This window comes from Microbulbifer variabilis, from assembly GCF_052468405.1.
Window position 1 is genome coordinate 2765855 of the sequence record NZ_CP174343.1, and the last position, 13446, is coordinate 2779300.

Genomic DNA, 13446 nt, shown 5'->3' on the forward strand with positions numbered 1-13446 from the left:
CGGCATTATACGCCTACCGACTTATTAGAGCGCCCCAAGGGTTCGCTCAGTCAGCTCCCGCGCATTGAGATCAATGGTTTCGACTGCGTCCAGCCCCGTCAGTTCAACTACCGCAGTGCTATTCATCACTTTTTCTATAGCAGCTGCAATACTAGTAAACGCAATGCGCCCCTGTAAAAACGCCTCAACCGCGATTTCATTTGCTGCATTCAGCACCGTAGGCGCACTTCCTCCCATGTCAATAGCCTCCTGGGCCAGGCGCAGGCAAGGAAAGCGTTGATAGTCAGGGGCTTCAAAATCCAACCGCCCCTGAGTAATTAAGTCGAGAGCAGGCACCCCGGCATCAATCCGCTTAGGAAAAGCTAGAGCATGGGCTATTGGCGTACGCATGTCCGGGTTCCCCATCTGAGCAAGCAGTGATCCATCCCTATACTGGACCATAGAGTGAATAATGCTCTGCGGATGCACCACCACCTCAATTTGCTCCGGTCGTGCATTGAACAGGTAGCAGGCCTCAATAAATTCCAACCCCTTGTTCATCATGGTGGCGGAATCCACCGAAATCTTCCGCCCCATGGACCAATTTGGGTGTGCACAAGCTTCGTCTGGTGTCACCTTATATAGATCGCCGGTATCGCGTGTACGGAAAGGCCCCCCGGAACCTGTAAGTAAAATTTTCTCCACACCCGCCTCTTCCAAGCTCTCACACGGAGATGGTAAACACTGGAAAATTGCGTTGTGCTCACTGTCCACAGGTAACAACTGGGCGCCGCTGGCATGCAGGGCTCGCAGGAATACAGGGCCAGCCATAACTAGCGCCTCTTTATTGGCGAGCAGCACTTTTTTCCCAGCCTCAACCGCCGCAAGTGTCGGGCGTAAGCCGGCAGCACCGACGATTGCCGCCATCACCACATCAGTCTCATCCTCTGAGGCTACCCGACATAGGCCCTCAGCACCCGATAGCACTTCAGTATCCACTCCCTCTGCTAGCAGCGCCCGTAAGTCTTCAGCCTTTTCAGCACCGTTAACCACGGCATAGCGGGGATTAAATCTGCGGCACTGCTGAGCTAGCTCCGCCACTCTCTCATTGGCGGTCAAGGCAAATATTGAGTACTGCTGCGGATGGCGGGCAAGTACATCCAGCGTACTAACTCCGATTGAGCCTGTGGAGCCTAGTACGGTTACCGCCTGTGGGGAATTACCTTGCATGAGCGCTCGCTAAACCTGGGAAACTGTTGGCGCCATCACTCCACTCGCACCTCGCCAACCTGAGGCAGTGCGAACAAAATGACATAACACCGGAAAAGAGTTCAAAAGGGCAAATGAGCCCATTACAGATACTTGGGTAACTCACTGGCGAGAGCGGCCATAGTAAATACCGGCAGAGCAGCGGAAAGGCTGTCGAGCCTGTCCATAATCCCCCCGTGCCCTGGTAGTATATGGCTGCTGTCCTTGATACCCCGGTGTCGCTTGAACATACTTTCCAGGAGATCGCCTATTACAGAAGCAAGAGCAGTGACAAGGACACCAAAGGTAAAGAGAAGAGTGTTCTTTAAAGGCAGTGCAAATAAGAATGAGGTCCCAAGTGCAAGGATCAGGCATGCCCCAAGACCACCAAAAAAGCCCTCCCAAGATTTGCCTGGGCTGACTTCGCGCGCCAGTTTGCGTCTACCGTACTTGCGTCCTACGAAATAAGCGCCCACATCTGCCGCCACAACAATAGCGACTACATAGAGCACCAACCAGGCACCGTGATCAAGTCCTCGGAGAATCACAAGAGAGAGCCAGCTGGGCACAAGAACCAACAGTCCCACCATACCGCGCACCCAGCGATTGCCCCAGAGCATAGCGCTGGCGGGGTAGCTCTGGACCCAAAGGAAAGCAAGAGCCCACCAGCCGCAGGCCACCGCCAATATCTGACGGGCTCGATCTATATCCGGTGAAGCAAACTCCATAGAAAATACATACTGTGCGGTTAGAACAAGAGTACCACCCAGTAATGCGAGAAAAACGAAACGCAGAGCGCGATTCAGATTAGAAAGATTGGCCCACTCCCAGCCGCCCAGCAATACTACAGCGACAAAAACCAGCGTATACCACTGTATCGGCAGAAAAAATAGCACCCCTGCAAACAGTACCAGCAATACCAGCGCAGTAATTATTCTTTGTTTTAGCACCGAAAACCCCTTTCATCTGGACCCGCATTTCAGATCGCACTCTTCTCGCGACCCGGAATACCCCGGTGTAGTATTCCTAAATTTCACACAGGCAAAAAAATAGCCGCGCCTCCGGCCCAATATCAATCAGGCCTGCGCAGCCGTGTCCCCTTCGCCAGCCCGGCCGCCGAAACGACGATCGCGCTGTTGAAATGCCGCAATTGCCGCATCCAGAGCGGCCTCACCAAAGTCAGGCCACAGTGTATCTGTAAAATAGAGTTCGCTGTAGGCGGCCTGCCATAAAATAAAATTGCTGATACGTTGCTCTCCACTGGATCTTATCAGCAGATCCACCGCAGGCAAATCGGCGAGTTGTATATTGCTACCGACTGCCTCTTCGTCGATAGCATCGAGCGAGCGTTCACCTTTTAACACTTGTTCCGCTAATTGGCGTGCTGCCTGAGTAATATCCCAACGCCCGCCATAGTCAGCAGCAATAACCAAGTTACCCTGACTACCCTCTCGAGTAATCTCCTCCGCTTCAGCTATTGCACGCTGTAATCGGGGGGAGAAACGATCGCGACGCCCAATCACCCGCAAACGAATACCTTCATCGCACATACGACGGGCCTCTTTGCGCAAATATGAGTGAAACAGGCTCATTAAGAGCTCCACCTCTTTGGGCGGGCGCTGCCAGTTCTCACTGGAAAAGGCGAACAATGTCAGAACTTCAACCCCGCGGCTCCTACACGCAGAAAGGAGATCGCGAATACGCTCGACTCCGGCTTTGTGGCCCGCTGAGGGAGCGAGCCCCCTGCGGGCGGCCCAGCGACCATTGCCATCCATGATGATGGCAATATGCCTGGGGCTAGTCAGCTCGGTACCACCGATGCTCATTAAATTTCCATCAGGTCTTTTTCTTTGACTGCGAGTGATTTATCAACATCCGCAACAAACTGATCTGTAATCTTCTGAATATCATCGCCAGCACGACGTTCGTCGTCCTCAGAGATTTCTTTGTCCTTTACCAGGGACTTCACTTCCGCCAAAGAATCACGACGGATATTGCGGATAGATACACGCGCAGTCTCAGCCTCGCCGCGAGCCTGACGAATAAAGTTCTTTCGAGTCTCTTCGGTCAGCATCGGCATCGGAATACGAATAACCGCTCCGGCAGTACTGGGATTCAGACCCAGATCGGACTTCATGATTGCCTTCTCGATATCCGGAACCAGATTCTTCTCCCAGGGAGTTACCGATAAGGTACGCGCATCCTCAACAGTGACGTTGGCAACCTGAGACAGTGGAGTATCGGAGCCGTAGTAGGAAACATGAATACCGTCGAGAATACTCGGGTGCGCGCGGCCGGTGCGAATTTTATTGAAATTATTGGCCAGTGCGTCGAGCGCCTTGCCCATACGAGTCTTAGCGTCTTTTTTGATATCTTCAATCACGATTTCACTTCCTCTTCGATTAGCGTGCCTTCCTCACCGCCCACAACAATATTGAGCAGCGCCCCGGTCTTATCCATGCGGAACACCCGCACAGGCATGTTGTGCTCCCGGCAGAGGCAGATTGCAGTTAAATCCATTACGCCTAGCTTCTTATCCAGAACCTCGTCATAGGTGAGCTGATCATAGCGAGTTGCACTCGGGTCCAGGACCGGATCAGCCGAGTAAACACCATCCACCTTTGTGGCTTTCAATACCAGCTCAGCCTCAATTTCAATCCCGCGCAAACAGGCTGCAGAGTCCGTGGTAAAAAACGGATTGCCAGTTCCCGCAGCAAAAATCAGCACCTCGCCACGCTCCAGATAGCGAATTGCTGCGCGGCGGTCATAGTGATCCACAATGCCACTCATCTGGATTGAGGACATAACTCGCGAAGAGATATCGGATCTCTCCAGGGCATCGCGCAGGGCCAGGGCATTCATCACCGTGGCCAACATTCCCATATGATCGCCGGTTACCCGATCAAGGCCCGCAGCACTCAGTGCCGCTCCGCGAAACAGGTTACCCCCGCCCACAACCAAACCAACCTGAACACCAATACCGACGAGCTGGCCAATTTCCAGGGCCATCTTATCCAGCACCTTGGGGCTGATACCAAAGCCCTGGTCGCCCATCAGCTCTTCGCCACTGAGCTTTAACAGAATTCTTTTATATTTGCGGTCTTTAATACCGGGCATTCGTCGGTCCTCTCAAATGTACCTGTTTAGTGGCCAAGTATTGCCGCCGAACATTACAACACTTTCAGTCAATTACACAGAGGGGTGCCCCGCTGTAGGCATAAGACCCCCAGCGGAAGCACCCCACCGTGAGCGGGTACCGAGGCACCCACATTATTCGATCAGGAAGAGGATTTAACCTGAGCGGCAACTTCCGCTGCAAAATCAACTTCTTCTTTTTCGATACCTTCACCCACTTCGAAGCGAATGAAAGAAGTTACATCAGCACCGGCATCTTTAACCAGCTTGCCAATGCTCACGTCTGGATTCTTAACGAACGGCTGCTCTACCAAGCTGTTCTCTTTCAGGAACTTCTTGATACGACCACCCATCATCTTCTCTACGATTTCAGCCGGCTTGCCTTCCATATCTGGCTGGGCCTTGATGATATCCTTCTCTTTTTCCAGAACGTCGGCAGGCATATCTTCCGGCTTGTTTACCTGAGGGTTAACTGCGGTTACGTGCATGGCGACGTCTTTTGCCAGCTCAACCTCACCAGCGCTCAGAGCGACCAGAGCCGCAATACGATTGTTGGAGTGTACATAGGCACCCACGACCGGGGCTTCAACCAGCTCGATCCGGCGCACACCAATGTTCTCGCCGATCTTTTGAACCAGTGCTTCGCGAGCAGTTTCCAGCTCACCTTCCATCAGGGCAGCGACATCCTGTTGGCGCTCAGTAAATGCCTTATCAACAACCTTGGCAACAAAAGCCTGGAAGTTATCGTCACGGGCAACGAAATCAGTTTCAGAGTTCACCTCGATCAACACACCGAAGCTGCCATCTTCAGCAACTTTAGCGGCAACAACGCCGTCGGCAGCGGTGCGGCCAGCTTTCTTTGCAGCCTTCAGGCCAGAGGCTTTGCGCAGATCTTCGATTGCTTTCTCGATATCGCCATCCGCTGCGGTGAGTGCTTTCTTACACTCCATCATTGGCAGGCCGGTGCGCTCACGCAGTTCTTTTACCATAGACGCGGTAATCGCCATGATTCTTTCCTCGGGGTTCTGTCACTAAAAATTAGAAAAAAGGGGCCGTAATTTGGGCCCCTTTTTGAGTTCGCAATGTAACGCTATTGGGTTACACCACTTCGCCCTGCAAATTACTCTGCAGCAGCTTCGTCATCGCTAGCTTCGACGTACTCGTCTTTATTCACTGCGCTGCCAGCTTCAGCTGCACCGGCGAGAACCGCATCGGCTACAACAGTGGTGTACAGCTTGATCGCGCGAATAGCGTCGTCGTTACCGGGAATTACGTAGTCAACACCAATCGGGTCGCTATTGGTATCAACAACACCAATTACGGGGATGCCCAGCTTGTTGGCTTCCTGGATAGCAATGCGCTCGTGCTCAACATCGATTACGAAGATCGCATCGGGCAGGCCGCCCATATCCTTGATACCACCGATGGAGCGCTCGAGCTTATCCATGGTGCGAGTACGCATCAGGGCTTCTTTCTTGGTCAGCTTCTCGAAAGTACCGTCCTGGGACTGAACTTCCAGGTCGCGGAAACGCTTGATGGAAGCGCGAATGGTTTTATAGTTGGTGAGCATACCACCCAGCCAGCGGTTGCTGACATATGGCTGGCCACAGCGCTCAGCCTGCTCTTTGATAGACTTCTGTGCAGCACGCTTGGTGCCAACAAACATAATCTTTTTCTTTTGAGCAGCCATCCCCTTGATCACCTGCAGGGCTTCATTGAAAGCCGGTACAGTGTGCTCCAGGTTGATGATATGAATTTTGTTGCGGGCACCAAAGATGTATTGACCCATCTTCGGGTTCCAGTAACGAGTCTGGTGACCAAAGTGAACACCAGCCTGCAGCATATCGCGCATGCTTACTTGCGGCATAATAAACCTCTAAATATACGGGTTAGTCCTCCACACATCCCATGCGTCAACCCCTTCTGAGGCACCCAGACACATGTGCCGATGCGTGTGCGGCATTTTCACCCCGGGAGCATCCCGGAGCGGCGCGCTTTATACCACAATCCAGCACCCGAGTGAAGGACAGTCGAGAATTTGGCGCGCAGGGGTTGTGTCCAACGCACGCAGCGCCTCCATGCCTGTGAGCTATGCCCAGCCGCCGGCAATCCGCTACAATATCGCGCCGCGGTGGGTACAGCCCGCCTTCAACTACTGACCTAAGGACACGCATGACTTCAGCCATTAAGACCCCGGAACAGATTGCCAAGATGCGTATCGCAGGCCGCCTCGCAGCAGAGGTCCTGGAGATGATTGGCGAGCATGTCGTTCCCGGTGTCACTACGGAAGAACTGGACCGGCGCTGCCATGAACACATCGTTAACGTGCAAAAGGCCATACCCGCATGCCTCGGCTACCGCGGCTTCCCAAAGTCCATCTGTACATCTGTCAACGAAGTGGTCTGCCATGGCATACCCTCCGAAAGTAAAGTGCTAAAAAAAGGCGACATCATCAATATTGATGTCACCGTGATCAAAGATGGCTGGTTTGGAGATACCAGCAAGATGTTCTTTGTTGGCAAGCCAGCCGCACATGCCGAGCGGCTGGTGCGGGTAACTCAGGAGTGCATGTACAAAGCTATAGAGATTGTGCGTCCAGGCACTACCCTTGGCGATATTGGCCATGTGATTCAGCAACATGCCGAGAAAAACTACTACACCGTAGTGCGTGACTTCTGTGGTCACGGTATCGGCGATGTATTCCATGAGGAGCCTCAAATTCTGCACTACGGCCAGCCTGGAACCGGCGAAGTGCTGCAGGAGGGCATGACCTTTACCATTGAGCCAATGATCAATGCCGGCAAAGCCGCCACCCGCGTTCTCGGCGACGGCTGGACTGCAATCACCAAAGATCGCCGCCTGTCCGCCCAGTGGGAGCACACTATGGCGGTCACCAGCAATGGTGTTGAGGTTTTAACCGCCCGCAGTGAGGAACAGTTTTAGCCCGTGCGCCTAGCTTGCGCCCTCAGTAAAAGATGCAAAGACCCGCCGCCAAGCGGCGGGACACAGTCAAATGGACTCCGCCCATGCAGCCGGCCCACATCCCCCACTTTGAACGGCCTCTATTTTTCTTTGATCAGGCCAGATTTCGCCGAGATTTAGCCGCCGGCGAAAAGCCACCCCTGCAAGTTTTTAAGGATGCCGTCGGCGCTGCCGAGCATCAGATGACAGAGCGGTTTCGCGAGGGCGAAGATGTAAACACTCTGATTCATGAAAGAGCCCTATTCGTGGACTGTTTACTGCACTACGCATGGCATCAGTACGAATGGAAACCCGGCACAGGGCTGCTCGCAGTCGGCGGCTATGGACGTGGTGAGCTACACCCTCACTCAGATATCGACCTGTTAATACTTACTAATGGCCGCTCGGACTCGAAGACAATCGACAATATTGAGCGCTTTGTGGCACTCCTTTGGGACCTGGGCTTGGATATCGGCCACTCGGTACGTGGTGTCGAGGAGTGCCTGGAACTTGGCGCCCAAGATATAACCGTGATGACCAACCTCACAGAGTCGCGTACGGTGGTTGGCGATGCCGCACCAGGAGAACACCTGGCATCCTCTTTAGAGCGCAACAAACTATGGTCCACTGTAGACTTCTTCCACGCAAAACTCGCTGAGCAGGAAGAGCGCCACAACCGCCAACAAGCGGCGGAATATATTCTCGAGCCCAACATAAAGAACTCCCCCGGGGGATTGCGCGACATCCAGACCATCGCCTGGGTCGCCAAGTACTTCTTTCGGGTGCGCACACTTAAACAGTTGCAAGGCAAGGCTTTTTTTACTGAGGAGGAGTTTGCCATCCTCCAGTCTGGCGAGAGTTTTCTTTGGCGTGTTCGCTATGGACTCCACCTGCTTGCCGGGCGTGCGGAGGAACGCCTGCTGTTTGATTACCAAAGGGAGCTGGCAAATCAGTTTGGTTACAAGGACAGTAATAACCAACTGGCGGTAGAGCAGTTTATGCACAGCTACTACCGCACTGTAATGGCACTGCGCCAACTGAACGATGTACTTCTCCAATATCTCGGCGAAGCAATTCTGGCACCCGGCGGCGAGCAGGATATCACCCCCATTAACGAACGCTTCCAGCTTCGCGGTTGTGCGATTGAAGTTACTCACCCACAGGTTTTCAGCCAGTACCCCTCAGCATTGCTGGAAATTTTTGTACTGATGGCGAGAAATCCGCAGATCACCCGGGTGCGCGCCTCTACTATCCGCCTGATTCGCGAACACCGGCATTTGATCGACCGAGACTTCCGTTTAAATACCGCCAACAGCGAACTGTTTATGCAGTTATTACGTTCCCCGCGGGGGCTATCCACGCAGTTATCGCGCATGACTCGTTACGGAATTCTAGGGCGATATCTACCGGAGTTTGGACGTGTTACCGGTCAGATGCAGCACGACCTTTTCCACATTTACACCGTAGACGCCCACACCTTGCAGGTAGTGCGCAATATGCGCAGTTTCCGCAGTCCAGAAGCGAGGGAAAAATTTCCCATCGCTGCGGACATACTAGGTCGCATGCGTCAACCAGAGTTGCTTTATATCGCGGGCCTCTACCACGATATTGCCAAAGGCCGCGGCGGCGACCACTCCAAGCTGGGAGTAGTAGATGCAACTGAATTCTGCCAGCGACACCAACTGCCCGCCCGCGACCGGCGACTGGTCTGCTGGCTGGTAGAAAAACACTTATTGATGAGCCAGGTATCCCAGAAACAGGACATCAGCGACCCCGAAGTAGTACATGCTTTCGCCCGCGAAGTTGGTGACCGCGAGCATCTCGACTACCTATACGCACTCACAGTGGCCGACATCAATGCCACCAATCCGGAGCTGTGGAACAGCTGGCGCGCGAGCCTGATGCGTCAGCTCTACCAAGCTACCCAACATGCCCTGCGCCGCGGCCTGGAAAACCCTATAGATCGGGAAGAAATTATCGAGGAAACCCGCAGCCTTGCTTTAGAAAAGCTACAGGCAATGGGGTTGCCCGAAGCTTCAGTAGTTAATATCTGGGCACAGATGGGCGAGGACTATTTTGTACGCGAGAGTGCAGACAACATTACCTGGCACACTGCCGCTATCCATGAGCTACACAGCAATGCCCCCCTGGAGCAAAGCGACACCTTGGTGTTGACCCGCAATTCCGGCCCCGGTGAGCACGACGGTGCCACCCAAGTATTCGTATACACTCCCGACCGGGCCAATGTTTTTGCCGCCGCTGTGACCGGACTCGATATGCTCAACTTAAGTGTGCACGACGCCCGACTTTATAATTCCGCCTCCGGATACACATTGGACACCTTCTACGTACTGGATGAGTCCGGCCAACCCCTGCTTGACGAACCGCAGCGACTACAGCAAATTCGGCTTACGTTGCAGGAGGAGCTGGCCCTGGTGGAGGACTACTCCAAGGTGATCCAGCGTCGCACCCCCCGCCGCCTAAAAATGTTTGAACTGGAGAGCCAGGCGCACCTATCAGCCGAACCCGGGGACCTGTATAGCACCCTGGAAATAACCAGTGCCGACAGGCCCGGCTTGCTGGCCCGTATTGCGCGTATTTTTATCGCCCATGACCTGCGCCTGCACAACGCTAAAATTTCCACGCTCGGCGAGCGAGTGGAAGACATTTTCCATATTACCGATGCAGAGGGACGAGCTCTCTGTGACAACGAGATCAATCGCTCACTGGAAGAGGCAATCTGCCGGGAACTGGACGACCACACCACACCGCACTAATAACTATTGAGAGAGCGTATGAGACTGCTATGAACCCCAACCTGGAAAAGTTGCAGCCCTACCCATTCACTAAACTGCAAGCGCTGAAAGAGGGCTTGGAGGCAGCAGACAAGCCGCATATTGCCCTCTCTATTGGTGAACCAAAGCATGCCCCACCCGGTTTTGTCCGCGGTAAGCTGGTTCAACACCTGGACAAGCTTTCCTCCTACCCGCTCACAAAGGGACTGGAATCACTGCGTGTGACAATCGCAGAATGGCTGCGCAAACGCTTCCACCTGGACCAGCTATGTGCGGAAACTCAGGTGCTACCAGTAAACGGTACCCGCGAGGCGCTATTCGCTTTTGCCCAAGCCATAGTGACACCGGGCAGTAAAGTGCTTATGCCCAACCCCTTTTACCAGATCTATGAAGGCGCAACACTGCTTGCCGGTGCTCAGCCACATTTTATAAATTGTGTGAAGGCCAACGGCTTCAAACCCGACTTTGCCTCCATCCCCGAGTCAGTTTGGCAACAATGCGAACTGCTGTATATCTGCTCACCGGGAAACCCGACTGGCGCGCTGTTGGAAGTAACAGATTTACAGCAACTGATCCAGCTTGCTGATCGCTACGATTTCACTATCGCCTCAGATGAATGCTACTCAGAAATCTATTTCGATGAAGCATCACCACCCACCGGATTACTGCAGGCATGCAAAGATCTCGGCCGCAACGATTATCGCCGCTGTGTGGTATTTCACAGCCTTTCCAAACGCTCAAACCTGCCCGGCCTCCGCTCGGGGTTTGTAGCCGGCGACGCGCAACTGCTGGATAAATTTCTGCTCTATCGCACTTACCACGGCTGCGCTATGCCTCTGCCAAACCAGTATGCGTCCATCGCAGCCTGGCAGGATGAAGAGCATGTAAGACAAAACCGTACACTCTATCAACAGAAATTTGATGCGGTACTTGATATTCTCGATGGTTGCCTCGAAGTGAGTTTCCCTCAGGCAAGCTTTTACCTCTGGCCGCGCGTCGGTCATGGAGAGAGTTTTGCCCGCGAGCTATTTTGCCAGCAGAACATTACCGTTTTGCCAGGCGCCTTCCTCGCACGCGAAAACGAGCACTTAAACCCGGGAAGTGAATACGTACGCATGGCCCTGGTAGCGACGCTTGAGGAGTGCGTGGAAGCCGCTCGGCGCATCAAAACCTTTTGCAGCTAGCACAAACACTCGGACACAAAAAATACATCCCGGAGCCCCAGGCACAACAAAGAATGGCAGTAAAAAACTTACTAAAACAGGAGCGAGTGGATTTTATTCTACAGCGCCTAGAAGAACTCTACCCGGAAACTCCGGTCCCCCTTGACCACAAAGACCCTTACACATTACTGGTGGCCGTATTACTTTCGGCACAGTGCACCGATGAGCGCGTCAACCAGGTAACGCCCGCACTCTGGTTGCTGGCAGACAACCCGGTAGGCATGGCACAGGTACCGGTGGAAAAAATCCAAGAGGTCATCCGCCCCTGTGGCCTGTCCCCGCAGAAATCCAAGGCCATCAGTAAACTGTCGCAAATTCTGGTCAATGAATACCATAGCGCAGTACCTGAAAATATGGCTGCACTAGAAACCCTGCCCGGTGTCGGCCATAAAACCGCCAGTGTGGTGATGTCGCAAGCATTTGGACATCCGGCATTCCCGGTGGATACCCATATTCACCGACTTGCCCAGCGCTGGGGGCTCACTAGCGGAAAAAATGTTACCCAAACTGAAAAGGATCTGAAGCGGCTGTTTCCCAAGGAAAAGTGGAATAAGTTACATTTGCAGATTATTTTCTACGGCCGGGAATACTGTTCCGCACGAGGCTGTGATGGCACCGTATGCGAAATCTGCACTACCTGTTATCCCAACCGCAAAAATCCCAAGAAAACCAAAAAGGCGTAACTGTGATTACTCTGTACGGAATTAAAAACTGCGACACTGTAAAGAAAGCCCGTAAATGGCTGGAAAAAAATGGGGTTGATTATCAATTTCACGATTTCCGAGAAGATGGAATGGATAATGTACCCCTTAAAGACTGGCTGGAAAATTTCGGCTGGCAGGAAGTACTAAACCGCCGTTCCACCAGCTGGCGCGCACTTACTGACGACCAGAAAAACAGCATGAATAATGACATCGCCCTAGCATTGGTCAGCGAAACCCCAACACTGATCAAACGCCCGGTAACCACCAGCGGTAACAACACCCATTTCGGTTTTAAAGAGACCGAATTCGCCCAACTCGCCAGCAAATCCAACTAGGAGGAAAATATGAGCGATATTTACAGTATTGGGTTTGGCGTAGGCACTTGTAACAATAAGGGGGAATGGCTGGAAGTCTACTACCCCAGGCCTCTGTTTAAGCCCGATACGGGTGTAGCTGCTGTAATCAAGGAAACCCTGAAGATCGGCGAAGGCAACTACAGCCTTTCTCTGGACCCAGCCCAACTGCATCCCCTGGAAAAGAAATTGCGCCAGTTGGGTGCCAACGATCAAGCAGACATCCTGCAACAATTTACTATCACCCAGCGGCCTCTGGCGGCGGTAGTACTCTCCACTGACCAAGCACCACAATCGCTTCCCGAAGCCTACTTGAAACTGCATCTACTCTCCCATCGTCTGGTAAAACCCCACGAAACTAATCTCGATGGCATCTTCGGTAAATTAGCCAATGTTGCCTGGACCAACCAGGGAGCCATCGACCTGGAGGAACTACCACAGCGACAATTGGAAGCGCGCTTAAAAGGAGAGCACCTGGAAGTTTCCTGCATCGACAAGTTCCCCAAGATGGCCAACTACGTGGTACCTACGGGAGTGCGTATCGCCCACACCGCGCGTGTGCGCCTCGGCGCCTATCTCGGCGAGGGCACCACGATCATGCACGAGGGCTTCGTCAACTTTAACGCGGGCACCGAGGGACCGGGCATGATCGAAGGCCGCATCTCGGCCGGCGTATTTGTCGGCGCGGGCTCCGATCTGGGTGGCAGCAGCTCCACTATGGGTACCCTCTCCGGCGGTGGGAACATAGTGATTTCTGTGGGCGACAACTGCCTGCTGGGAGCCAATGCCGGTATCGGCATCCCCCTGGGAGATCGCTGCACTGTGGAAGCGGGTTTATATATCACCGCCGGAACTAAGGTGGCCCTACTGGACGACAGCGGCAAACTGGTCGAGTACATCAAAGCGCGGGAATTGGCCGGAAAATCCAACCTCCTGTTCCGCAGAAATTCCACCAATGGCGCCGTTGAATGTTTAACGAATAAGAGTGCCATTGAGTTGAATGCAGCACTGCACAGCAATTAAGACCTGACTCGGCGGGGCCCCGACC

13 protein-coding genes are annotated in these 13446 nt (G+C 53.4%); 6 read left to right on the forward strand and 7 right to left on the reverse strand.

What is annotated here, in order from left to right:
• Nucleotides 1-24: 24 nt before the first annotated feature.
• From ispC to rpsB, 7 genes are all read right to left on the reverse strand, one after another.
• Nucleotides 25-1209: a 1-deoxy-D-xylulose-5-phosphate reductoisomerase gene (gene ispC, locus ACJJJB_RS12680; protein ID WP_020413521.1), complete on the reverse strand. Its 1185-nt coding sequence runs from the start codon at nucleotides 1207-1209 to the stop codon at nucleotides 25-27.
• A 122-nt stretch (nucleotides 1210-1331) separates the two neighbouring features.
• Nucleotides 1332-2177, reverse strand: coding sequence for a phosphatidate cytidylyltransferase (locus ACJJJB_RS12685; RefSeq protein ID WP_020413522.1), 846 nt, complete (start codon nucleotides 2175-2177; stop codon nucleotides 1332-1334).
• A gap of 126 nt (nucleotides 2178-2303) precedes the next feature.
• The gene (uppS, locus tag ACJJJB_RS12690; protein WP_020413523.1) at nucleotides 2304-3053 is read right to left on the reverse strand and encodes a polyprenyl diphosphate synthase; all 750 of its coding nucleotides are present in this window, start codon (nucleotides 3051-3053) and stop codon (nucleotides 2304-2306) included.
• Nucleotides 3053-3610 (reverse strand): ribosome recycling factor, encoded by a 558-nt coding sequence (frr, locus tag ACJJJB_RS12695; protein ID WP_020413524.1) that lies wholly within the window; start codon nucleotides 3608-3610, stop codon nucleotides 3053-3055. Before frr ends, uppS begins: the two co-directional genes overlap by 1 nt.
• On the reverse strand, nucleotides 3607-4344 hold the full coding sequence (gene pyrH / locus ACJJJB_RS12700) for a UMP kinase (protein ID WP_020413525.1): 738 nt from the start codon (nucleotides 4342-4344) through the stop codon (nucleotides 3607-3609). The genes frr and pyrH overlap by 4 nt, the downstream gene beginning before the upstream one ends.
• Nucleotides 4345-4505: 161 nt before the next feature.
• Nucleotides 4506-5369, reverse strand: coding sequence for a translation elongation factor Ts (gene tsf, locus ACJJJB_RS12705; protein WP_020413526.1), 864 nt, complete (start codon nucleotides 5367-5369; stop codon nucleotides 4506-4508).
• A gap of 113 nt (nucleotides 5370-5482) precedes the next feature.
• The gene (gene rpsB / locus ACJJJB_RS12710; protein WP_020413527.1) at nucleotides 5483-6229 is read right to left on the reverse strand and encodes a 30S ribosomal protein S2; all 747 of its coding nucleotides are present in this window, start codon (nucleotides 6227-6229) and stop codon (nucleotides 5483-5485) included.
• Nucleotides 6230-6534: 305 nt separating this feature from the next.
• On the opposite strand from rpsB, the gene map reads away from it, so the two are divergent.
• From map to dapD, 6 genes are all read left to right on the forward strand, one after another.
• Nucleotides 6535-7305 carry a type I methionyl aminopeptidase gene (gene map / locus ACJJJB_RS12715; RefSeq protein WP_282952839.1) on the forward strand — a complete coding sequence of 257 codons (771 nt, stop codon included), beginning with the start codon at nucleotides 6535-6537 and terminating at the stop codon, nucleotides 7303-7305.
• A gap of 83 nt (nucleotides 7306-7388) precedes the next feature.
• Complete coding sequence (locus tag ACJJJB_RS12720; protein WP_020413529.1) at nucleotides 7389-10100, forward strand: [protein-PII] uridylyltransferase; 2712 nt, start codon at nucleotides 7389-7391, stop codon at nucleotides 10098-10100.
• A gap of 29 nt (nucleotides 10101-10129) precedes the next feature.
• Nucleotides 10130-11302 carry a succinyldiaminopimelate transaminase gene (dapC, locus tag ACJJJB_RS12725; RefSeq protein ID WP_020413530.1) on the forward strand — a complete coding sequence of 391 codons (1173 nt, stop codon included), beginning with the start codon at nucleotides 10130-10132 and terminating at the stop codon, nucleotides 11300-11302.
• A 53-nt stretch (nucleotides 11303-11355) separates the two neighbouring features.
• A complete protein-coding gene (nth, locus tag ACJJJB_RS12730; protein ID WP_020413531.1) occupies nucleotides 11356-12024 on the forward strand; it encodes an endonuclease III in 669 nt (222 codons plus the stop codon).
• Nucleotides 12025-12026: 2 nt separating this feature from the next.
• Nucleotides 12027-12380 (forward strand): ArsC family reductase, encoded by a 354-nt coding sequence (locus ACJJJB_RS12735; RefSeq protein WP_444901183.1) that lies wholly within the window; start codon nucleotides 12027-12029, stop codon nucleotides 12378-12380.
• 9 nt (nucleotides 12381-12389) lie between these two features.
• Nucleotides 12390-13421 (forward strand): 2,3,4,5-tetrahydropyridine-2,6-dicarboxylate N-succinyltransferase, encoded by a 1032-nt coding sequence (gene dapD / locus ACJJJB_RS12740; RefSeq protein WP_353376527.1) that lies wholly within the window; start codon nucleotides 12390-12392, stop codon nucleotides 13419-13421.
• Nucleotides 13422-13446: the final 25 nt, after the last annotated feature.